Origin of the sequence: Paenibacillus sp. MZ04-78.2, from assembly GCF_024213375.1 — a bacterium.
GTDB lineage: Bacteria > Bacillota > Bacilli > Paenibacillales > NBRC-103111 > Paenibacillus_G.
This window is the reverse complement of sequence record NZ_JANAVJ010000017.1, coordinates 69815-92672: the sequence shown is the minus strand read 5'-3', so window position 1 is coordinate 92672 and position 22858 is coordinate 69815. Positions and strand designations below refer to the sequence as shown.

Genomic DNA, 22858 nt, shown 5'->3' with positions numbered 1-22858 from the left:
ACGCTCTTACACCTCACACACAACCAGAATAAATGAAGACTCTTTCCATGGAACAAGTTTACAAAAAAATCTCCGCCGCGTACAGCAGAGATTTTGGGCGTTTATAAGATACCTGAATAGTTACAGAAATTCTTTATATCTAAACAAAGGGGCGTATAGCGCGATGAATAACGAAATTTGTGAAAACGCGGAACAACTGCTTTCGGTAATCGGTACTTATATCGACTCGCCCATCGATCATCATTCCAATGGCCGGGTCATGTTTTCCAGAGGCAAGGGGGCTTATTTGTTTGACTACAACGGCAAAGATTATATTGACTTGATGAACGGCAAAGGGGCCATTTTATTGGGACATAACGATCCCGACATCCATGACGCCCTACGGCGCTTTCTGGAGCAGGACGGCGAAATACTGACGGGCCCTTCCAAGCCGATCGTCGATTTGGCGGAACGAATCAAACAAGACAGCCCTTTGCCGGATGTCAAAGTTTCCTTCTATGCCACCGGAACGGCTGCTTGCCGGGCGGCCGTCTATGCCGCACGGGAATATAGCAAGAAAAGGATCGTCATCAGTGCCGGATATCACGGCTGGGACCCGATGTGGAAACAAAAAGCCGCTTTCCTGGAGCCGAACGACGAGGGTGTCATCGAATTTTACTTCATTCCCGAGCTGCTGGAGCGCGCTTTGGCGGCGTACAAAGATCAAGTGGCCGTTGTCATCTTCTCGCCCGATTATACGTATTTGTCGGGTGCGACGCTGGACAGAATCATTTCCATATGCCGCTCGCACGGCGTATTGGTATGCTGCGACGATGTGAAGCAAGGGTATCGTTACCGCCAAGGCTCTTCTCTGGAAATGGTAACCGAACAAAAAGCCGACATCTATGTGTTCTCCAAAGGCTTATCGAACGGACATCGCATTTCCTGTGTCGTCAGCACGGAAGAAATTATGCTTGCCACCAAGGAACACACGTTTACTTCCTATTATCAGATGCTTCCGGTTATTTCTGCGTTGGAAACGTTGCAAAAGATGGAAGCGTGCCAGGGATACGATTTCATTCGTTCCTACAGCAAAAGTATTGTTCAAGGGCTAAGCGAATTATTTGCCCGATCCTTGCTGCCGATCGAAGTAAACGGCGGTGCGATGTTTCAACTCGTATTCGGCGATGAGGACCTGGAGAAATCGCTTTATGCGGAAGCCTACCGTCAAGGAATTATCTTGTTCGAGGGAGATAACCAAGCCGTATCCTTAAGCATGGACGAAGCCGTACAAAAAGATCTGATTCACAGATTTGCGAACGTAGTTGATGTCCTATCGGAAAAATATGCACATCTGCGCGGAAAAGGAGTTACAAATGAGCAAACGTTCAGGTTTGCTTGGAACATGATTGACGGCGCATCGGATATTTTGCCTTATCAGGAACAACTTCCAATACTCTATGAATTGATTGGTGAGGATGAAACATGAATAATAAACGAATTTGTTTCGGGAGCCACTGCTTTGATTTTATATTTGGCGAGAATGCATTGGAGATGGTCTCGTTTTATATCCAAGAAAGCGAGTTTGACCGATTTTTCTTGATCTCGGACAGCGGGGTTCCGGACCCTGTCGTTCATGATGCGGCCAGACAATTCGGCAGACTGGCGCCCGTGCACATTCTTCGTTTCCCGGACGGGGAAGAACAGAAAACCATGACGACCGTCACCAAGCTGCAGGAAGAAGCCACCAGGCTCGGGGCGAATCGCCGGAGTGCGATCGTAGCGGTTGGCGGGGGGTTAACCGGCAACGTTGCGGGAGTCACCGCAGGGATGCTGTTTCGCGGAATTCCTCTTATTCATGTGCCAACCACGTTTTTGGCGGCATCGGATTCGGTGCTTTCCATCAAGCAAGCCGTGAATTTAAAAAGCGGGAAAAACCTCGTCGGATTTTATTACCCGCCCCGCTTTGTGTTTGCCGACACGATCGTGCTGTCTCAAGCTCCTCCTCGGCAGGTCAAGGCGGGCATGTGCGAGCTGGTCAAAAATATGCTGATCACCGAGAGCGAGAGAAAAGGGTTTACGGAAGACGATTTCAATGCGGCCAATGTTTACTCGCCCAAGCAGTTGGAAACCTTTATCGAATACTGTATATCCGCCAAGATGTCTTTTTTGAGCGAAGATATCTATGAGAAAAAAAACGGCCTTATCTTCGAATACGGTCATACGATAGGACACGCCTTGGAGCTTGCGGAACAAGGCGGCGTGACCCATGGAGAAGCGATTGCGGTCGGCATGATCTACGCCGCCAAAATCGCCAGCCGGATGGAGCTGCTATCCGAGGAGGATGTCTCCGTTCACTACAAGCTGTTGAATAAAATCGGGGCTTTGGACGATATCCCCCTCAAATCGCATCCGGATTCTGTCTTTCACTACCTGATACACGATAACAAAAGAGGCTACATTCGCTTGGACGACGAGCGGTTGGGGATGATTCTGTTGGGCGGGGTGGGAAAGCCGAATGTCCACAATCAATCCTTGCTTACGCCGGTAAGAAAAGCTTTGATCAAAGAAGTGATCCAAGTAGGGATCTAAGGATGAGCGAACAACAACATCAATTCCTGTTTATTTCGCCACATTACGACGATGCCGTCTTATCGTGCGCCTCCACGTTGATGGAGCTGCAGCAGCGGGGGCACTCCTGTCAAGTTCTTACGATATTCGGAGGCTACCCTCCGCTTCCGTTTCGTGCCAGTGAGATCGCCCGGCAATACGCGGCCGAAGATTTGGGGCTGCCGGAAGCGGAAATTGATGAAAGCCACTTTTCCTTACTGGTAGCGCTTCGTTATCAGGAGGACTGCCAGGCCTTTCAACAACTGGGAGCCGTGCGGCACGAGGTTCTCCCGTTTCCGGATGCGATTTATCGGGGAGAGGACGAGCAAGCCTATTACGAAACGGAGGAGGAGCTGTTCGGCATTCCTCATCAGCTTGACGAGGAAAGTCTCCTGCCGCAAATCGCAAAGAGCTTGATGTCGTACGACAAGCATCAAAACCATATCTGGGCTTTTCCGGCCGTATCGAATCATGTGGACCACCAATTGTTGACAAAACTTGGAACCGCCATGCTGAGCTTGGGCTATCGCGTTCTCTTTTATGCCGAATTTCCTTATTGGCAGCAGGATCACCAGTTTTCGGAGGACGGATGGGTGCAGGCGGATGTAAAAAGCAGCGTCTATTATCCGGCCAAATTAACCGCGGTATTGGAATATAAAACGCAGCTGCTTGGCTTGTTCGGCGAGCATGCGGAAAGCGGCATTAGAAACGGAGAGATCATTCCGGAGCTTGAACGATTCTGGATCCGGGAAGCGGACGAGTCCTTGTTCCGGTTGTTCGGTTCGTTGGGTCCGTCCCCGCTTCAACCAACAACAACCGAAAGGTAAGAGAAAAGGAGAGATGAATTTATGGAAGTTTTGACGTACACGGCCCCTTATCAATTAATTGTAGAAACGATAGAGGAACTTCCTCTGAAGCCTGGCGAATGCCGCATTCAGTCCCTTTATTCGGGCATCAGTCACGGAACGGAGATGGGCGCTTACCGGGGCATAGCGCCGTATTTCACCAGGGATATGGATTCGGAAACGCGGCTCTTTGAGGAGCTCCGCGAAGAGCAAAAAATCAAATACCCGATCCGAAGCTGCGAGGACGACGCTTGGTTTATCGGCTATTCGAACGTAGGCAAAATCATCGAGGTCGGCCCTGAGGTAGAAGGATTTTCGGTAGGAGATATCGTGTTTTCGCACGGCAGGCACCAATCGATCGTATGCAAGCACTACAAGAAAATATTTAAGCTTCCAGAAGGGCTGCATCCCGAGCTCGGCATTTTTTACACGAACTTAATGACGGCCTACAATGCCGTGCTGGATACGAGAATCAAGATCGGAGACGTTGTTGTCGTTTCCGGCTTAGGGGTCGTGGGCCAATTAATCGCGCAGTTGGTCAAACTGTCGGGAGCGACGGTGGTCGGGGTGGACCCGCTTCCAAACAGACTTGAGATCGCGAAGGAAAACGCCGTCGATTATATAGTTAATCCCGGCCATGCGGATGTGGCCAAAGAAATCAGAAAGATTACCAATAACCGCGGAGCCGATGCCGTATTCGAGGTTTCGGGCCATTCCGCGGCTTTGAACCAGGCTATTCGCATCGCGGCGCCGGATACGGTCATTACCGCCGTGGGCTGGTATCAAGGCGAGCATTCCGTATTGAATCTCTCGGAAGAGTTCCATCAAAATCGCATAACGATCCGGGCTTCGCAAACGCTTGGCATCGATCCTTCCATCAGCCATATGTACGACGATGCCAGAAGAAGAAATATCGGAAAAGGCCTGCTGTCCCAATTAAGGCTGCATAATCTGATCAGCCATCGGATACCTTTTCGCGATGCGCCGAAAGCTTATGAAATGATCGATAAAAATCCGCAGCAAGTCCTGCAGGTCGTTTTAACTTATTAGGAGGTTTGGATTGCAATGATTATTCTCATCACAGGCGCCAATCGCGGGCTGGGATTAAGCCTTTCCACGGTATGCTTGGAGCAGGGGCATCGCGTTATAGCCGGCGTGCGGCGGATCGACAAGGCCGAACCGTTGCGGCAGCTAAAAAATACGTATCGGGATAAGATGGAGCTCCTTCCGCTGGACGTCAGCGACCACGACTCCATCCAAAAGGCTTCTCAAGCCGTTGCGGCCATCACGCCTGTAGTGGACGTGATCGTCAATAATGCCGCACGGGAAGGAACGAGATGCAAAAACATTGAGGACGTCGAGATGGCGGACCTGGAGGAAACATGGAAAACGAATGTATTGGGCCCGATGGTCATAACGAAATATTTCATTCCGCTGATGGAAAGCAGCCGGCATAAAACGATCCTGAATATTAGTTCTGACGCCGGAAGCGTCTCGGAAATTCCGCTCAAGTACTATGGGTATTGCATATCCAAAGCGGCGCTGAACATGTTTACCCGTTTGCTTGACCGGGATCTGCGGGCAAGAAATTTCAAGACGCTGGCCGTTCACCCCGGATGGATGAAAACCGAAATGGGGGGCGAGGACGCAACCTACGAGCCGATGGAAATCGCTCGTCATTTATACGACCGGATCGTCGAAATGCCTCAGAAGGAGCATTGCGACTACATCGTCGATTATTTGGGACATCCCATCCCTTGGTAAACAGGCTGCTATATGGTAAAAGGGGGAGCTGTTATGCCCAAGCTGTTTGTGTACGGAACTTTGCGGGAAGGGGAAAATAATCACAAATATATGAAAGGCGCCACCTTGCTTTCCCGCAATGCCAGCATTGTCGGTTCTCTGGTAGATAGCGGAAACGGTTTTCCCGGACTGCTGCTGGAAAGCAGTGTGGTGCATGGGGAGTTGTACGAGGTTTCGGAGGAAGCCCTCCGGCGAATCGACGAGCTGGAGCAGTATTTTGGCCCGGAGGATCCAAAAAATCAGTTTTACAGGGTGGAATGCGAAGTGAACGTCGAGCGCGGGAAGCTGCAGACCTGGACGTATGTGTACAATCGCGACGATTATTCGGAAACCAGGTTTACCGATTGGAAGCAGTACCGGTCACAAGCGACTTTGCCGGAGGAGAATCGCAATGTCCCTCACACGTTATGATGAGAAATTTTTCGATTGCCGAAAATCGCAGATCATCGCTCATTTGGACACTCGTCACGTGAATGTCATTCCTCTGTTTTACAACAGCTATCAAAGCACCGTGGAGATCTACCGTCAATTGTTTATCGAGAACAAAACCAAATGGAAGTATTCGGAGCCGTCCTTGTCCGATCAAGATTTGGCGAGAATAGGAATAACGCCGAACCGGCTATGCTTTGAGAGCTTTAAGCATGCTTCGCCGTATCTGAATGAAAAGCTGCATGATCAAAAAGTCGTGTTCCTATGGGGAGATGAATATTATCTCCCCTACCGCACCGAGGCTTTTCACGCGATTCATTCGACCCATTCCCTTGTCGTAACCGGCTATCATGAACCAAGCCGCGAGTATTATGTGGAGGATTGGGACGGACTGTACGGCTATTTGTCTTCGTTCTACGTAGAATCGGCTTTCGACAGCTTGTCCGAGCAGATGAGATCCATTCTGGTTTTGGATGTTCATGAAGAAGACCGGGACACCGACAAATCGGAAGACATCCGTGTCTTTCTTCGGTGGCTGCATGCTTTCGAGGACGACTATGCCTTCTACGACCGGATTCGGTGTCAGATGCATGGTTACGACGAACGGCAGCTTACTTCGATGGATCACAGCTTCCGGTTAATTGCCGCTTCGCGTTATGTGTTCTCCAAGTTTCTTCGATATATCGACTATCATCCGGAAGAAATCGCGACCTTGTTGAACAGCCATCAACTGGCCAATAACATCGCTACAATCATTCGCAGATATATGGTTGCCCGCAAAGTCGATTGGAACAGTCTCAACGATCGAATCCGGCAATTGAGAGAGCAGGAAGAAGGCTTTCTGCAGCGGCTGAAGCGCAGTTACGCAAGCTAGCTAGAGCGGCTGCACGCCGCAGAACCGAAACATTATGATGGGAGGGAGTCCTGTACATGTCTTTGGATACTCAAGTCAATGGGATGGCATCTCGAATTGTGTCTTGCGTGAAAGAAATTTTGCAAACCGAAGAGCCCGTTTCCCGGGATACGGACTTATTCCTGTTGGGACTGGATTCGATCACGGCCGTAGATTTAATCGTGAATTTGGAAAGCATGTTCGGGATCGCGTTCGAGGATGACGAGCTGATCGTCGAAAATTTTTCCACCGTTGAAAAAATTATGGCCCATGTATCTGTCAAGGCTGGGGGAAATCTATGATTCCGGCTACACATCCGCATCCGTCGAACTACTATCGTCTGCATCATAAAAAAGTATTATGGTACATGAACATTAGCCAGGAGCAGAACTGGGGCCGATCGAGTTATTTTCCGGCGATGCACGATCCCCAGGCGCAGGACATTATTGTGCAGCAGGAGCACCAGCTTCTTTTTTTGGCGAGGCCCGAGGACACCGTATTTTTCCATAAGATGCCGGAACCGATCTTTTTGCGGTACTGGGAGGAGCGGGGCGTCACACTGCCCCGAATCATATGCTTCGACGACATCTCTGAGCTGCCGGATCTCTCGGGGTATACCCTGATCCCGTTCATCATGACGGACGAGCTTATGGAGCTGAAGCTGCGGTTTCCGCAACTGGAAGTTATCGCTCCCGAACTGCAGGTGTGCAAAGAAATCAATCATAAATTTAAAACACGAAGGCTGATGGAGAAAAACGGCTTTAAGGTGACTACGGGCTTTTTCTGTACGACGGTACAAGAATTGGAGGAGGCCTACCGCCGTCTCGTTTCGTCGGGCTTTGCCAAGTGTGTGTTGAAGGTACCTTACGGTTCCTCCGGAAAAGGGCTTAAGGTCATCGAACATGAACGGAATTTTCAATCCTTATGCCGGTATATTGAACATCGCGAAACCGACATCGATCTGTTGATCGAAGGCTGGCATAATCACCGCCTCAGCCTGACCGCTCAGCTGTTTATTACGGACGAGCAGGTTCATATTCTGGCGTTAACGGAGCAAATGATCGACCAGCACGGTGTGTACAAAGGGACCAATTTCTCGCCGGCTTTGACCCCGCCCGAGCTGGCCTCTTATCAGGAACAGCTACTCAAGATCGGGGCCATCCTGCGGCAGATGGGCTATTACGGCGTTCTGGGTATCGATTCGATCATCGATACGAACGGAGACCTGATTCCGGTCATCGAGATTAACGCCAGACTTACCCAGGTCACTTATATTCTTCCTTTAGTTATTGAGCAGAAGAAACGGCATGCGTTTGTGGAAAGCCGGGTAGTGGTTTTTAACTCCAAGGCGGATTTGTCGTTCGAGGATTATGTTCGCCATATGACGAAGCTGACGGACGACTTCAGGGTGAAGATCGACGTGTACAATTTCTGCAAAGCGGCGGGAGCGTCCAAGAATACGTATAAAATATTTTTATTGGTCAGCACCAATAAGCCGGAGCGGTTGACATCTGTCCGAAGCGCGCTTGACGAGCTGAATGTGCAAATTTCAACGGGTGTCCAATAAGTCGCGAAGAAGGAGGTTTTCTTGCGGATGAACCTGACGGAAAGCGAAATTGCGGCATGTTCCAACGATTTCGAGACTCCTTTTTATTTGTACGACGGAGACTTTATGGAACAGCACTATAAGTGGTTAAGAGCGTTGACAGACCCTGCCATTCATTTTTATTTGTCGCTGAAGGCCAATAATAATCTGCATATCGTGAAGCTGTTCCAGCAGTGGGGAGTCGGCATTGAGGTGGCATCGGCCGGAGAACTGGCATTGGCGCTGCACGCCGGCTTTACGGCGGACAAAATTATTTTCTCGGGTCCCGGAAAAAAGAAAAGCGAGCTGGAATTTGCCGTCGGCAAGGGGATCTATTGCATCATTGTCGAATCGATCGACGAGCTGCATTATATCGAGGAATTGGCTCAGCTCGAAAATAAGGATGTGAATATAGCCGTCCGTATCAACCCGGACCAAAGCTTCGGGAATACGGCCATCAAAATGGGCGGGGTACCGAGGCAGTTTGGCATTGACGAATCTATGCTGGATTCCGTGTTCGACGCCATCGGCCGGCTCCGATATGTGAAATTCATTGGCATTCACGTCTATACCGGAACCCAGAATCTCAATGCGGACAGCATTATCGAATCGATGAAGTATACGGTGGATTTGGGCGCCAAAATTTTTGAACGGTATGGCATCGTCTGCGAGTTGATCAACCTTGGCGGAGGGTTTGGGGTGCCGTATTTTGCGCACGAAAAACCGCTGGATATCGGCAAAATTACCGCCGCCGTTAATTCATACGTGCAGCATGCCAGAGCATCGTTGTTCGGACAAACTACTTTCGTTATCGAAAGCGGCAGATTTTTGCTGGCTCAGGCTGCCGTCTATGTGACCAAAGTGCTCTATAGAAAATACTCGAAAGGCGAAGTCTTTATTATCGTCGACGGAGGTATGCACCATCATGCGGCCTCTACGTTCAGAGGACGAAGTATCCGGAGCAACTACCCGATGAAATGCATCCGTCTGCAGGAAGCGGATTGGCCGAGCGAGCCCGAGAAAGTCACGATCGCGGGTCCGTTATGCACTCCCGAGGATTGTATCGGCAAGGATATCGAGATGCCAAGCCTGTACCCGGGCGATCTTGTCTATGTGCTGAATTCGGGAGCGTATGGCCTGAGCTTCAGTCCCGTTCATTTCTTGGGACACCCTACGCCTATGGAAATTTTGAAGCGGGAGGGGACGCACCGTGTAATCAGGCATCGGGGCAGCGCCGAAGATTTAATCCGCAATCAAGCGGCTTTATGTGAAATTTGAAACGGGAGATGGTAACGCTGAGTCCTGTTCAATATTATTGTCAAATACCGGGTGTGAACCACTACGCCACCAAAGAGGAATATATTCGCAATTCCATCCATATCGCTCAATTGTCCGAGTCTTATGGGATCGTCGGTTCTTTATCGTTTTTTAACCATGCTGTGCTTGACCCTTGGGCAGTCAGCTCCATAGTTATGCAGCAGACGGCAAGCCATATTCCGCTTATTGCCGTGCAACCGTACATGTATCCTCCTTATACGGTTGCAAAATTAATTCACAGCTTCGCTTATTTGTATAACAGGCGAATCGATCTCAACATGATCACCGGCGCCGTCACCGGCGAGCTACAGCAAATTGGCGATCATTCGGACCATTCGTCGCGGTACAAGAAATTGTATGAATATGTGCAAGTCTTGCGCATGCTGCTGGAAAGCGATGCCCCCGTGACGTTTGAAGGGGATTTTTACCGCGTGAGCAAATTGGATTTTAAGCCAAGGTTGGCGGATGAACGTCTTCGTCCCAAAATATTTATGGCCGGCTCCTCCGAAGAGGGGATGGAGACGGGGCTGAAGGTCGCGGATTATGTCGTCACCCATCCCGGTCCGCTCGAGCATTTCAAAACGAATTTCAGCGAAAAGTTCCGGAATACGGAAGTTCAAGCCGCCATTCGCATCGAGATTATTGCCCGGGCGTCTTCGGCGGAAGCATGGAAGGCGGCTTATTCCCGGTACCCGAGCAACCGGCATGGAAGCATCCAGCTTCGCATGAAGAGGAATTCAGAGTCGAGTTGGCAGCGAACCTTGGCCGAATTGGCCTTGACGAGCGAAACGTACGACGATGTGTTCTGGATGGGCGGCTATATGAACGGCGGAATTTACAGCCCCGTACTAGTCGGCGATTATGAACAAGTGGCCCATTATTTAAACGGATATTATGACCTCGGAGTAAAAGCCGTTTTATTGGGCTCCATGTATAGCGAAGAAGATTTTGTCCATTTTAATCAGGTCAAAAGCATCTTACATTACGTAAGCAGCACGATAGGAGAGGGTAAATGATGGAAAACGATAAACGAAACTGTCTTTATCAAGTCATCTATGCGGTTTCCGGCGTCACGGGGACGGATGGCGACGAACTGATCGAAACCTTTCGGCAGGGGCCGATGGAAGTGGATAAAAGAGATTTTTTTGAGATCGTCCAACGCATTGAATCGCTGTATGATTGCACCTTGGATATGAACTTTGAAGGACCTTATAGGTTGGATGCCGACGAGATCGTCAATAAACTGCTACAGGTTCAAGGGGGAATAAAAGTTGAATAGGCACTTCGACGTATGTGTGATCGGAAGCGGGGCAAGCGGATCGGTTATTACCAAATGTTTGGCGGACAAGGGCTGGGACGTCGTCATCGTGGAGCAGGGCGATCTGATCGAACCCGGAACCAATATCGATTCGGTTATGAGCGGTGCGGAGAAAGCTTACGCGCGGGAAGCGGACGGGAAATGGGGGCAAAACGGCTACCCGTGGTCCGCCAGCGCCGTAGGCGGGGGAACGATTTTTTACGCGGGCATCTCCTTTCGCTATAAGGATGTCGATTTTAACGCAAGGGAATACGTGGCTCCGGATGCCATGGACCCGAGATGGCCTATTCAATATTCCGATTTGGACCCTTACTACAACAAGATCGAACAGTGGCTCGGGGTTTCCGGCGATCTGAATGCGGACCCGTATAAAAACAAGTCCGGTACGGGGGCGTTAAGGGCCGCACACTCCTACAGCCAGCAAGGCGCGTTGATTCATCAAGCGGGAAAAAAGCGAGGACTCCGTCCGTTTCCGACTCCATTAGCCGTCAATACGGCCGACCATCAAGGGTATCCGGGATGCGACAACTTAACGAGCTGTACGGATTATGCTTGTCCGATCGGCGCGAAAGCGGACAGCTATACCCGCATTTTGAAGCCGACGTTGCAGCGAAGCAATGTGACGCTCCTGAAACATACGAAAGCTTTGGCCTTCCATCAGAAGAAGCCGTCGGAAATCGATACCTTGGAATGCATGGACCTAAGCACAAAAGAAAGATTTTATATTCAAGCAAAGCATTTTGTATTAGCCGGAAATGCCATCCAAAGCGCCGCTTTGGTGTTACGTTCCACGAACCAATGGTGGCCGGATGGCGTCGGAAACCAATCGGGGCTGGTCGGCTCGGGGCTTAGCTTCAAAAACAGCGAATACGTATCCGGATGGGTGGAGGATCATCCTTACGAAAAATTAAACGAACCGTTGAAAGGGTTATATTCCACCGTTTCGATTACGGATCATTATCTGGACAAGGAATGCCCTTCCGGTCTGGGCGGACTTATCTACGAAGCCAACCCTTGGAGCTTTGACGGCTGCGAAGGCAAAGGAATCTACATTCAATTGGAATGTATCATCGCGGACCAGCCTATGATGTCCAACAAAGTCCGGCTGTCCAACGATAAGGAAGCTACCGGGGTGCCCAAAATCATCATCGACTACCAGACTCACGAATGGGACCGGCGCAGGCTAAGCTACATGATCGAACGGACGAAAGAGCTTCTGAATACCATGGGCGCAGAAAACATCCGGTGCAACCCTTCCTATTATTATTTAGGCAGCGCCCATTTGCACGGAACCTGCAGAGCGGGGACCGACGAGCAAACCTCCGTGGTAGACAAATTCGGCAGATTTCATACAATCGACAATTTGTTTGCTGCAGACGGATCGTTCATGCCGTTTGCCGGAGGCGTTAATCCTACCCTAACCATTCAAGCCAACGCGCTGAGAATTGCGGAGCATATGGCTTTGTAGGATGGCCGGCGAAAAACCGAATCCCTTATGGACAGGACATCGATCCTTTATTGCGGAATGCGCATGCGCGAATGGCTCCCGATAAGGAGATGTCCTTCTTCAAATCATCGTGAAACCGAGAAGCTTAAGGCAAGGAGGTGACCGTTATCTTTTCCGTTTTATGGAGACTGGGTTGGTTTTTTAAGGAGCATAAGGCGCGGTATGCACTTGCGGTAATTGTACTGATAACGGTGAATGTCGTTGAAATGCTGCCGCCTTTGCTGCTGGGTATCGCTCTCGATCATATTCAGCAAAGCACGTTATCGTGGTCCAGTTTAGCGCAATCTATCGGCTATATGCTGGGGCTCGCCGTCGTGATCTACAGCTTGAATTATGTGTGGATGTTCCAATTGCACGGGGGGGCCAACCGCTTGCAGCTCAAGCTGCGCTCCCACCTTTTCACGCATCTCTTGAAGATGGCGCCGCCTTTTTTTGAGAAGTATAGAACGGGCGATTTGATGGCCAGGGCGACCCAGGATATCAAGTCGATTGGAGAAACGGCAGGGCCCGGCATTCTTACGTTGGTCGACTCTTGTTTATTCTCGATTACGATCATGGTTGCCATGGGGTATGTCATAGACTGGAATTTAACGCTCGTGACGATCCTGCCGCTCCCTTTCATCGCGTTGGTGATTACGATTTTTGGAAAAACCATTCACCGCAGATTTACGATCGCTCAAGACGCTTTTGGCCGCTTGAACGACCAAGTGCTGGAGACCATCTCCGGAGTCCGCGTGATCCGGGCTTATGTACGGGAACGGGCGAATCAAGACAAGTTTGAAAGCATGACGGAAGACGTATTTGCCAAAAATGTAGCGATTGCCCGCGTCGAAGTCTTGTTCGAACCGACCATTCGAATGTTGATCGGCCTCAGTTATTTAATCGGTCTTGGCTACGGGACGTATCTTGTTTTTCGGCAGCGTATTTCACTTGGCGAACTGATTGCGTTTAACGTCTATCTGGGAATGCTGATCTGGCCTATGTTTGCCATTGGCGAGTTAATCAATGTCATGCAGCGGGGCAACGCTTCCTTAACCCGCGTCGAAGAAATCGTAAGCTATGAACCGGAGGTACAAGACGGAAAAAGCTTGGAGCAGGTGGCCTTGCCCCATACGATACAATTTGACTGTGTCAGCTTCAGGTATCCTTCTTCCCAAGCCGATAATCTCAGCAGCATTGCGCTGCGCATCGACCGCGGGCAAACGGTCGGCATCGTAGGCAGGACGGGAAGCGGGAAGACGACCTTATTAAGGCAATTACTCCGGGAATACCCGATAGACAGGGGGGGGATTGCGGTCTCTGGCATCCCGATCGAACGCATCCCGCTTCAAACCTGGAAGCAATGGATCGGTTATGTGCCGCAAGAGCAGTTATTGTTTACCAAAACGGTGAAAGAAAACGTTCAATTCGGCAAAGAGCATGCAACCGAGCAGGAAATATTCCACGCGCTGGAACTGGCGGCATTCCTGCAAGATCTTTATACCCTCCCGGACGGAGTCGACACGTTGGTAGGGGAAAGAGGGATATCGTTATCCGGCGGACAGAAGCAGCGGCTTGCCTTGGCGCGCGCCATCATCTCCGATCCGGAAATTTTACTGTTGGACGACGCTTTATCGGCCGTCGATGCGAAAACGGAAGCCAAAATTATCGATCATCTGCGGGCGGAGCGAAAGGGGCGGACGACGCTGATCGCGACGCATCGATTGTCGGCGGTCGAGCATTCGGATTTCATTCTTGTCTTGGATCAAGGTCAAGTTGTGGAACGCGGCACGCACGAGCAATTGATGGCCGGCCGCGGCTGGTATAAAGAGCAGTATGAGTCGCAACAAATGCAAATGAACTTGGTAAAGTGAGCGTGGGCTATGAATGTAGCGAAGAAATTGGCGAAGTATGTTCTTTATTACAAAAGATCGTTTGCAGGGGCGCTACTTCTTCTTTTATTGATGGTTGCGGCAGAGCTAAGCGGGCCGCTGATCGCGAAGCAATTGATCGACGTCCATGTTTTGGGCATCGAAAAACCGTGGTACGAAACGATGACGGCAGGGGAACACGTCGTAGCGTATAACGGCAAAGCCTACAAAAGAAGCGATCATTTTGACCAAAAGGAGGAAAGGGGAAGGGAGGTCCGTATTATTCAGGTACAGCGTCAGTTTGTCTTTGTGCCGTCAGCGTTGCCATTCGACGGCGAGCGCAGTTGGGACGGCTCGCAGCTGACGATTAAGCGTCATGGGGATATCGCGGCTTATCCCGCAGCGGTGCTGACAACGGAGGAGCTGTTTCGGTTTTATGAGCCGGAATTGGCCGATATCTTGAATTTGATCGCCGCCTATTTCGGATTATTGCTGTTGGCCAGCTTTTTTGAATACGGCCAAATGTATGGGCTGCAGGTGTCCTCCAACCGGGTAATCCAAAAAATGCGCATCGACGTTCTGAACCAAATTCACCGAATCCCCATCCCCTACTTTGACCAACTGCCGGCCGGCAAAATCGTTTCCTCCGTGACGAACGATACGGAAGCGGTGAAAGAATTATTTGTGACGGTACTGAAAAACTTCTTCACCGGAGCCGTATATATTGCCGGAATATTGACGGCTTTGTTTCTATTGGATGTCCGTTTGGCTCTGATCTGCATTCTTATTATTCCGATCCTTGCGGGGTGGATTTATCTGTATCATAAATTGGCGTCCAAATACAGCCAAGTCATCCGTTCCAGATTGAGCGACATGAACGGCATGATTAACGAATCCATTCAATGCATGCCCGTCATTCGTGCTTTTTCCCGACAGCGCCGGATACAGCAGGAATTCGATGAAATCAACGAACAATACTTCAAGTATTCCAATAAATTGCTCAACCTAAAAGCTCTTACGTCCAACAATCTGGTTACGGTCTTGAGAAGCCTTGCGCTTGCGACGATCATTTGGTACTTTGGCGGAGCCAGTCTAAGCCATCAAGCGCTCATCACCTTCGGAATGATCTATGCGTTCGTCGAATATGTCGAGCGATTGTTCCAGCCTCTTGTCGGCATGGTGAATCAGTTGTCTCAGCTCAATCATTCGCTTGTTTCTGCGGAGCGGGTTTTTGAGCTGATGGAGGAAGAGGGGACGGATGTCGTTGAAGACAAGCCTCCGAGAATGAAAGGAGACGTGCGCTTTGAGAACGTTTCTTTTGCCTATACCGATCAAAACTACGTTCTGCGTGATGTTTCGTTCGAAGCCAAGCAGGGGCAGACGATTGCGTTCGTAGGGCATACGGGCTCCGGGAAAAGCTCCATCATGAACGTCCTGCTTCGGTTTTACGATGTGCAGCAGGGAACCGTCACGCTGGACGGGCGGCCCATTCATACGATTCCTAAGCAGCACCTGCGGCAACAGATTGGAATCGTGCTGCAGGAGCCGTTCTTATTCACGGGCACCATTGCCAGCAATATCAGTCTGGATAACCCGGACATCGGCCGCGAGTTGATCGAAGAGTCGCTGCGGGCCGTAGGCGCCGACCGGGTGCTTGCAAATTTGCCCGGCGGATTGGATGAACCCGTCATTGAAAAAGGAAGCACCTTGTCCGTAGGACAGAAGCAGTTGATTTGTTTTTCGAGGGCATTGGCCTACAATCCCTCGATTCTTATTCTTGACGAAGCGACCGCCAACATTGATTCCGAAACGGAAAGGTTGATCCAAGCGGCGCTGGAAGTTGTGAAAAAGGGCAGAACGACGTTGATCATTGCGCATCGTTTATCGACGATTCGCCATGCGGACAATATATTGGTAATGGACCGCGGCCGGATTGAGGAGAGCGGCAAGCATGAGGAATTGATGCAGCGGCAGGGCATTTATTATCAAATGTATCAATTACAGATGCGGGATCGGGCGAACTTGCCGGTTTAATCAGACCCGTAAAAGCAATTTCCTAAGCTCCAATAGAATGTAAATAAGCCCATCGCCGTATGTTGGAAGCGAATCACATTTCCAATGTATAAGGATATGGGCCTCTTTGATTCTATTATGGTATATTGCCGACGATTAATCGTTAACCGCATCGGCATACGGCGCGGGCATCCATTCTTTGTTTTGATTGACGATCAGATATGGATTTCTTAACAGTTCTCTTCCGATAAAGACCAAATCGGCCCTTTGATTGCCTAAAATTTCTTCGGCTTGATCCAACGTCTTGATCAATCCCACCGCTCCCGTTTTAATCTTCGCCTGATTTCGGATGGCTTCGGCGAAAGCAACCTGATAACCGGGGTAAATATGGGGCGGGGGGTCCGGCAGGATGCCGCCTGAAGAGACGTCAATCAAGTCGACGCCAAGTTCTCTCAGCCACTTGCAGATTTCAATCGTATCTTCCATGGAAACGCCCGATCGATGGTAATCGACGGCGGATACTCTCACAAACAGCGGATATCCGGAAGGCCATACCTCCCTGACGGCAACGATAATTTCTTCAAGAAAACGAAATCGTGCCTTAAGTCCGCCGCCGTAATCATCCGTTCTGGCGTTGGATAAAGGAGAAAGAAACTCGTGGATCAAATACCCGTGGGCGGCATGGATTTCCACAATTTCGAAGCCGGCGTCCAGAGCGCGTTTGGCGCCCTGGGCAAAGGAGCCGACGATCTGCTTGATCTCGGAGGCGGTGAGCTCGCGGGGGATCATCCTTCCGTCTTGCCGGTAAGGAATGGGACTTGGAGCGACGAGCTCCGGCGAGAAGGATTCGCGGCCCGCATGAGCTAACTGAATGCCGATTCTGACTCCCTCCGCTTTAACAAAGTCGGTAATTTTCCTTAAACCGTCGATGTGCTTATCGTCCCAGATACCGAGATCCTTATTGCTAATTCTTCCGCGATCTTCGACGGCCGTGGCTTCGAGCAAGATGAGTCCGACCCGGCCCATGGCGCGCGTTCCGTAATGAACAAGATGCCAATCCGTCGCTTCGCCGGAATCGGATGCCGAATACGTGCACATGGGGGATAGGACCAGACGGTTGTTCATCGTAACGTTTTTGATTTGATAGGGCTTGAAAATCAGCATAAAAGCCTCCCTTATACGGCGTTCGCGCTTCTCGTCATGAGGAACTGCAAAGCGTGATCAGCTCTTGTACTTCCTGCAAAATTCGTCTTTTATGGGACTCGGGATCGGAATCGATACAGAGCCATGGCCGGACCTCTTCCGGGTCGAATTGTTTCGCTAATAATTGCAGCAGTTTGCATACCGATCCATCGTAATAACCTAACTGATAGACCGGCCTTATTTCGTAATCCAGATCGGTTTGTATTTTTTGTTTGACAGCAGCGGGCAAACGATCGAGATGATGCCAATATTCCTCTGCGCCTTGCCGGCCTTTCAAATTGTATATGGATTTATATAAAGTCTGAATGTGAGGAGCCGCGGACAAATTTTCCGGGACCCGCCTGAGGCTGGACAGCAGTTGTTTTTGCCCCATCCAATAGGAAGCGATTCCATACATGGTTGCGATATCTCTTGCGATGACGATGGCATGCAGAGGGTTGGCGAATTTCAGTGCATCCAAACAACCACGACCGTATAGGAGATAGTTTTTTCTTCTCGCTTCCAGCCAATCGTCGTCGGCCATCGTTTCGTCGATCCGCGCTTTGTACTGTGCGAGCTTTCCGGTGGGGTCGTATACGATTTTGCATTGCCATAACGCATCGTACAGATTCCCGTCGTTTTCTTTTAGTTTGGGTGGGGTTAGCCAGCGCTGCAAATCGAAGGGTATTTCCAGAACGCTAGTATGTTTAATATCGGCCTCCCAATAGATTCCGTTGTCCATTCCCTCTTGGAAACCATCCTCACGCTTGCTGAATACCCAGAGATCGACATCGGACCCTTCCCAGGTGGTTTGCTTGGCCAAAGATCCGGTGACGGCTACAGCTACGGTGTCTTCGCGGCTTATGTATTCGTTCGCGACTTTGTCGGCTAAGCGCCACAACTTTTCAGAGTGCATCACAATTTAAAATCTCCTATATTTTTTGAAGGTGCAAACGGTTGTTCATACTTTCGATAACAAATTGCTTGCTCCGGCTGTCGTATTGGACGATATGCATCGCGGTGTTGCTGGACTTGAATTGACATTTTTGCAGATAATGGCTGCTCAAGCCCATAAAATGCAGCAAAGATAGTTGGATGCAGAAGGCGTGCGTAAAAATGACCAAGTTCGTCTCGGCGCTTTCTTGTTCATGCCGTTTAAGCATATCGGTGTAAAAATCGGCAATTCGCTTGCTTTGATGATCGAGCGATTCCAGGCCTTCGACAATTTCTTTCTCCGGAAACCGGATTCGTTCTTCCAGCCAGATATCCCATTCTCTTTGCGTGATCGGCGAGCTGAATTTGCTCGGGGCATACAGTTCATTTAACCGGTTGTCTTCGACCAGAGGAACCGGAAACCGTTCGCGGAAGATCGTTGCCGTTTGCAAAGCTCTCTTGCAGCAACTGGAGTAAATAACGGCAGGCCCCAGCGAAACGGGATATTCATCGCGCAGTTTCGCCGCCTGCATCATGCCCTCTTCGGTGAGCTCGCAGTCGGGATCGTAGCTGTCTATGATCGCCTCATCCTCAAGAATATTGCAGTGCGCCTCCGCATGTCGGACCAATATTATTCTCATGGAATACCCCCTGAGCTTCTTTAAAAGTTTCCTAATGATAGAAAAACGCAGCGTAAAAAGCTGCCTGCTATTTATTGTAGACGATAGAGCAAAATATGTAAATATATCCCTTTACAAAATAAATTAATTTTTAATAATATATTACATTTGTTGAATGGCCTCGAATGCATGTGGGGGGCAAAACAAAGGCCAGCTTCGCGGCGGAGGCTGGTCTCCTTGCTCTTGTTTTTCCGAAGCGGGGTTCGGATTAAGAAAAATCGGACCTTCTGCCGATAATAATCATCTGGAAATCGCATGATGAAATCGTCAGATCTTATGGCAATCTGAAAAGAAATGGGAGGAAAAGAGAAAATGTATTCGGGATTTTGGAAACGATTGTGCGCTTATATTATCGATGGCATCATTCTTTATGTAGGCAGCGTGATTCTGGGCATCGTATTTACAATGTTCGAATACCTGCTTATGATTCCATTCGCCATCAATTCAACCGAATCCATCGATTCCGTCGCGTGGGTTATCTTGGGAGTTCGGAGCCTGCTTATTTTGGTTACCGGCTGGCTATATTTTGCCATCATGGAATCGTCGAAATGGAGGGCGACGTTAGGGAAGCTTGCGGTAGGCAGCGTCGTGGTGGATGAAAGGAACGAAAGGATCTCTTTCGCGCGGGCGAGCGGCAGATATTGGAGCAAGCTGATTTCCGTTTGCACTCTATACGTCGGCTTTTTCATGGCCGGATTTACCAAGAAGAAACAAGCGCTTCACGATATCATAGCCAAAACTTATGTGGTGGATAAGAAGGTGTTCGAACTCCTGACGAACGGGACTGCGATCGCAAATGTGCAGCAGCAGTAATACAAATGATGGTTAGAACGCAATTGTAGGAAGCTACATATTAGGTATAGAAAAATGAAATGGAATGCAAGGTCGGAAGCCGGGTTCATGAATGGGAAGTCATGCGAAAACCCCGGCCGCTTCGGCGGAGGTCCCGTTCATAACGGACTTCCGCAGGCGGCCGGGGATTCTTTTTTATTGCTGGATGCGAGTGTCAGTCTTTCCGGCTGAGCCGGATGATCTGACAACGGTATAGTTTAAGCGCAGGCGGGCTTTACTCGCAGGTGCAGTTCAGCACGGGTTTGCGGGCAGCCAGCGTTTCGTCGAGCCGTCGGACGACGGTCGTGTACGGCGCGTTTAACAGCAGGTCCGGCTGCTCCTCGGCTTCCTTGGCGATCCGGATCATCGTATCGATAAACCCGTCGAGCGTCTCCTTGCTTTCCGTCTCCGTCGGCTCGATCATGATGCATTCCTCGACGTTGAGCGGGAAGTAGATGGTCGGCGGATGATAGCCGAAATCAAGCAGGCGCTTGGCGACATCGAGCGTCCGCACGCCGTACTTTTTGAGGCCGCGTCCGGACATGACGAATTCGTGCTTGCAGACGCCCGGATAAGGCATCTCGTAATACGGAGCAAGCCGGTGCATCATGTAGTTGGCGTTCAGCACCGCGCATTCCGATACTTCACGGAGCCCCTCCGGACCGTACGTACGGATGTACGTATACGCCCGGACGAGAATGCCGAAGTTGCCGTTGTAAGCCTTCACCCGTCCGATCGAGTCCGGACGGTCGGAGTCGAGATAGAACGTGCCATCCTCACGACGGGCCACGATCGGCTTCGGCAAGAACGGAATGAGCTTGCCTTTCACGCCGACCGGCCCTGCGCCTGGACCACCGCCGCCATGCGGGGTGCTCATCGTCTTGTGCAGGTTGAGATGCACAACGTCGAACCCCATGTCGCCGGGGCGCGTGATGCCCATGATGGCGTTGGAGTTGGCTCCGTCGTAGTAGAGCAAGCCGCCTGCGGCATGAACGATCTCCGCGATCTCTACGATATGCTCCTCGAACAGGCCGAGTGTGCTCGGGTTCGTCAGCATGAGTGCGGCCGTGTCGGGCCCGACCGCCGCGCGCAGCGCGTCCAGATCGACGAGTCCCTGCTCGTTCGACTTGATCGTCAGTGTCTCGAATCCGGCCGTCGTCGCACTGGCTGGATTCGTCCCGTGGGAGGAATCCGGCACGATGACCTTGGTCCGCATCTCGCCCCGGCTTTCGTGGTAAGCGCGGATCATCATGAGCCCCGTCCATTCGCCGTGCGCTCCCGCGGCCGGCTGCAGCGTCACCTGATCCATGCCGGTGAGTGCGCCAAGATCGTTCTGGAGCGTGTACAGCAGCTCCAGTGCCCCTTGAACGCTGGATTCCGGCTGATACGGGTGAATTCCAGCGAACCCGGGGAAACGCGCGGTATCTTCGTTAATTTTCGGATTGTATTTCATCGTGCACGAGCCGAGCGGATAAAAGCCGTTGTCCACGCCGAAGTTGAGGCGCGACAGTTCGGTGTAATGCCGGATCACGTCGACCTCGTACACTTCCGGCAGGGCGGCAGGCTCGCTGCGAAGCAGGTGGGACGGAACCAACTCGGCGGCCTCCATCTCCGGGACGTCGCAGGCGGGCAGCGAGTATGCGACGCGCCCCGGCTGGCTCAGCTCGAAAATGAGCGCTTTTTCCGGTTTCATACGAGTTCCCCCAATCGTGCTGCAAATTCGTCAATTTCAGCTTTGGTCCGTTTTTCGGTAACGGCGACGAGCATATGGTTCTGAAGCTCGGGATAATAGCGGCCCAGATCTAGCCCGCCGATAAACCCGGCTTCCAGCAGCCGTTCGTTCAAGTCCGCGATATTGGCGTTCGCCGGAAGGCTCACGACGAATTCGTTGAAGAAAGGCGCCGTGAACGGCAGCGACGGACCTTCGAGCTTCGCCAGCTCGCGTGCGGCATAGTGGGATTTCTGCAGATTCAGGCTTCCCGCCTCGCGCATTCCTTCCTTGCCCATTGTCGACAGGTAGACGGAGGCACACAGCGCCAGCAGCGCCTGATTCGAACAAATGTTCGAGGTTGCCTTCTCGCGCCGGATGTGCTGCTCCCGGGCTTGCAGCGTCAGCACAAAGCCGCGCTTGCCGTCGCGGTCGACCGTCTGGCCGACGATCCGGCCGGGCATGCGGCGCATCAGCGGCTCGGTGACGGCGAAAAATCCGCAGGTCGGGCCGCCGAATGCCGGATGAATGCCGAGCGGCTGGGCATCGCCCACGACGATATCCGCGCCCAGCTTGCCGGGCGCTTCCAGCAGTCCGAGCGACATCGGATTCGTGCTGACGACGAACAGCGCTTTGAGGCTGTGAGCGATCGGTTCGATCGCCGTCAGATCCTCGATGCAGCCGAAGAAGTTCGGCGACTGCACGATGACGGCGGCGGTATCGTCGGTTACCGCGGCTTTCAGTTGCTCCAGGTCGGTCACGCCGTCCGCATAGTCGACCTCCACCACGTTCAGGTTCAGGCCGCGCGCCGTCGTGCGCATAATTTCGCGCGCCTCGGGGTGAACGGCCCGCGAGATGACGATCTGCTTCCGCTGCGTGGCGCCGCTGGCGAGAGCGCCCGCTTCGGCCAGCGCCGTCGCGCCGTCGTACATGCTGGCGTTGGCAACCTTCATGCCGGTCAGCTCGCAAATGTACGATTGAAATTCGAAAATCGCCTGCAGCTCCCCTTGGCTGATTTCCGGCTGATACGGCGTGTAGGCCGTATAAAATTCCGAACGCGAAATAATATGATTGATGACGACGGGTACGTGGTGATCGTACAGACCCGCGCCCAAAAAGCTGGCGTATTGACTCGTATCCGCATTGCGCGAAGCCAGCTGCTTCATATGCTTCAGCAGCGAGATTTCGTCCAGCGCGCCGGACATCGGCAGCGTGCCGCGGTAGCGGATCGGTTCGGGAATATCTCGAAACAGTTCATCGACCGAGCCGACGCCGATCGTGCGCAGCATGTCGGCGCGATCCCGGTCGGTCATAGGCAAATACCGGTGTTTGACGCTCATGGTATGGGTTTCACTCCTTGTTGGTTGTCTCTGCAA

The 22858-nt window shown here is 51.3% G+C and carries 21 protein-coding genes; 16 read left to right on the top strand and 5 right to left on the bottom strand.

Going from position 1 to position 22858, the window contains the following annotated elements:
• Positions 1-163 precede the first annotated feature (163 nt).
• The 15 genes from NLX71_RS14470 (at position 164) to NLX71_RS14400 (ending at position 16169) form a co-directional block, all read left to right on the top strand.
• Complete coding sequence (locus NLX71_RS14470) at positions 164-1468, top strand: aminotransferase class III-fold pyridoxal phosphate-dependent enzyme (RefSeq protein WP_254364393.1); 1305 nt, start codon at positions 164-166, stop codon at positions 1466-1468.
• Positions 1465-2571, top strand: a complete 1107-nt coding sequence (locus tag NLX71_RS14465) for a 2-deoxy-scyllo-inosose synthase (protein ID WP_254364392.1) — start codon at positions 1465-1467, stop codon at positions 2569-2571. The genes NLX71_RS14470 and NLX71_RS14465 overlap by 4 nt, the downstream gene beginning before the upstream one ends.
• Positions 2572-2573: 2 nt before the next feature.
• Positions 2574-3416 (top strand): PIG-L deacetylase family protein, encoded by an 843-nt coding sequence (locus NLX71_RS14460; protein WP_254364390.1) that lies wholly within the window; start codon positions 2574-2576, stop codon positions 3414-3416.
• A 21-nt stretch (positions 3417-3437) separates the two neighbouring features.
• Positions 3438-4484 carry a zinc-binding dehydrogenase gene (locus tag NLX71_RS14455; RefSeq protein ID WP_254364389.1) on the top strand — a complete coding sequence of 349 codons (1047 nt, stop codon included), beginning with the start codon at positions 3438-3440 and terminating at the stop codon, positions 4482-4484.
• Positions 4485-4499: 15 nt separating this feature from the next.
• On the top strand, positions 4500-5198 hold the full coding sequence (locus NLX71_RS14450; protein ID WP_254364388.1) for an SDR family oxidoreductase: 699 nt from the start codon (positions 4500-4502) through the stop codon (positions 5196-5198).
• Positions 5199-5231: 33 nt separating this feature from the next.
• Entirely contained in the window at positions 5232-5648 is a 417-nt protein-coding gene (locus NLX71_RS14445; protein WP_254364387.1) for a gamma-glutamylcyclotransferase family protein, read from the top strand.
• Positions 5629-6540 carry a BtrH N-terminal domain-containing protein gene (locus NLX71_RS14440; protein ID WP_254364386.1) on the top strand — a complete coding sequence of 304 codons (912 nt, stop codon included), beginning with the start codon at positions 5629-5631 and terminating at the stop codon, positions 6538-6540. Before NLX71_RS14445 ends, NLX71_RS14440 begins: the two co-directional genes overlap by 20 nt.
• 56 nt (positions 6541-6596) lie before the next feature.
• Positions 6597-6860, top strand: a complete 264-nt coding sequence (locus NLX71_RS14435) for an acyl carrier protein (RefSeq protein ID WP_254364385.1) — start codon at positions 6597-6599, stop codon at positions 6858-6860.
• Positions 6857-8125, top strand: coding sequence for an ATP-grasp domain-containing protein (locus NLX71_RS14430; RefSeq protein ID WP_254364384.1), 1269 nt, complete (start codon positions 6857-6859; stop codon positions 8123-8125). Before NLX71_RS14435 ends, NLX71_RS14430 begins: the two co-directional genes overlap by 4 nt.
• A 27-nt stretch (positions 8126-8152) precedes the next feature.
• Positions 8153-9421, top strand: coding sequence for a type III PLP-dependent enzyme (locus tag NLX71_RS14425; RefSeq protein WP_254364383.1), 1269 nt, complete (start codon positions 8153-8155; stop codon positions 9419-9421).
• On the top strand, positions 9418-10476 hold the full coding sequence (locus tag NLX71_RS14420) for an LLM class flavin-dependent oxidoreductase (RefSeq protein ID WP_254364382.1): 1059 nt from the start codon (positions 9418-9420) through the stop codon (positions 10474-10476). Before NLX71_RS14425 ends, NLX71_RS14420 begins: the two co-directional genes overlap by 4 nt.
• Positions 10473-10739 carry a DUF6137 domain-containing protein gene (locus NLX71_RS14415; protein WP_254364381.1) on the top strand — a complete coding sequence of 89 codons (267 nt, stop codon included), beginning with the start codon at positions 10473-10475 and terminating at the stop codon, positions 10737-10739. Before NLX71_RS14420 ends, NLX71_RS14415 begins: the two co-directional genes overlap by 4 nt.
• Positions 10732-12246 (top strand): GMC oxidoreductase, encoded by a 1515-nt coding sequence (locus NLX71_RS14410; protein WP_254364380.1) that lies wholly within the window; start codon positions 10732-10734, stop codon positions 12244-12246. Before NLX71_RS14415 ends, NLX71_RS14410 begins: the two co-directional genes overlap by 8 nt.
• A gap of 146 nt (positions 12247-12392) precedes the next feature.
• Positions 12393-14138 (top strand): ABC transporter ATP-binding protein, encoded by a 1746-nt coding sequence (locus tag NLX71_RS14405; protein ID WP_254364397.1) that lies wholly within the window; start codon positions 12393-12395, stop codon positions 14136-14138.
• A 9-nt stretch (positions 14139-14147) separates the two neighbouring features.
• The gene (locus NLX71_RS14400; RefSeq protein WP_254364379.1) at positions 14148-16169 is read left to right on the top strand and encodes an ABC transporter ATP-binding protein; all 2022 of its coding nucleotides are present in this window, start codon (positions 14148-14150) and stop codon (positions 16167-16169) included.
• A 135-nt stretch (positions 16170-16304) separates the two neighbouring features.
• Here the strand turns inward: NLX71_RS14400 and namA are convergent, their stop codons facing one another.
• From namA to NLX71_RS14385, 3 genes are read right to left on the bottom strand one after another with little or no spacing between them, the layout of a single operon-like run.
• A complete protein-coding gene (gene namA / locus NLX71_RS14395) occupies positions 16305-17312 on the bottom strand; it encodes an NADPH dehydrogenase NamA (protein WP_254364378.1) in 1008 nt (335 codons plus the stop codon).
• Between the two features lie 34 nt (positions 17313-17346).
• Entirely contained in the window at positions 17347-18246 is a 900-nt protein-coding gene (locus tag NLX71_RS14390; RefSeq protein ID WP_254364396.1) for a nucleotidyltransferase domain-containing protein, read from the bottom strand.
• A gap of 16 nt (positions 18247-18262) precedes the next feature.
• A complete protein-coding gene (locus tag NLX71_RS14385) occupies positions 18263-18904 on the bottom strand; it encodes a histidine phosphatase family protein (protein ID WP_254364377.1) in 642 nt (213 codons plus the stop codon).
• Positions 18905-19255: 351 nt separating this feature from the next.
• Here NLX71_RS14385 and NLX71_RS14380 point away from each other — a divergent pair, with 351 nt between their 5' ends.
• Positions 19256-19756 (top strand): RDD family protein, encoded by a 501-nt coding sequence (locus NLX71_RS14380; RefSeq protein WP_254364375.1) that lies wholly within the window; start codon positions 19256-19258, stop codon positions 19754-19756.
• Positions 19757-20009: 253 nt separating this feature from the next.
• Here the strand turns inward: NLX71_RS14380 and gcvPB are convergent, their stop codons facing one another.
• Positions 20010-21467: an aminomethyl-transferring glycine dehydrogenase subunit GcvPB gene (gcvPB, locus tag NLX71_RS14375; protein WP_254364374.1), complete on the bottom strand. Its 1458-nt coding sequence runs from the start codon at positions 21465-21467 to the stop codon at positions 20010-20012.
• Positions 21464-22822: an aminomethyl-transferring glycine dehydrogenase subunit GcvPA gene (gene gcvPA, locus NLX71_RS14370; protein WP_254364373.1), complete on the bottom strand. Its 1359-nt coding sequence runs from the start codon at positions 22820-22822 to the stop codon at positions 21464-21466. Before gcvPA ends, gcvPB begins: the two co-directional genes overlap by 4 nt.
• Positions 22823-22858 lie beyond the last annotated feature (36 nt).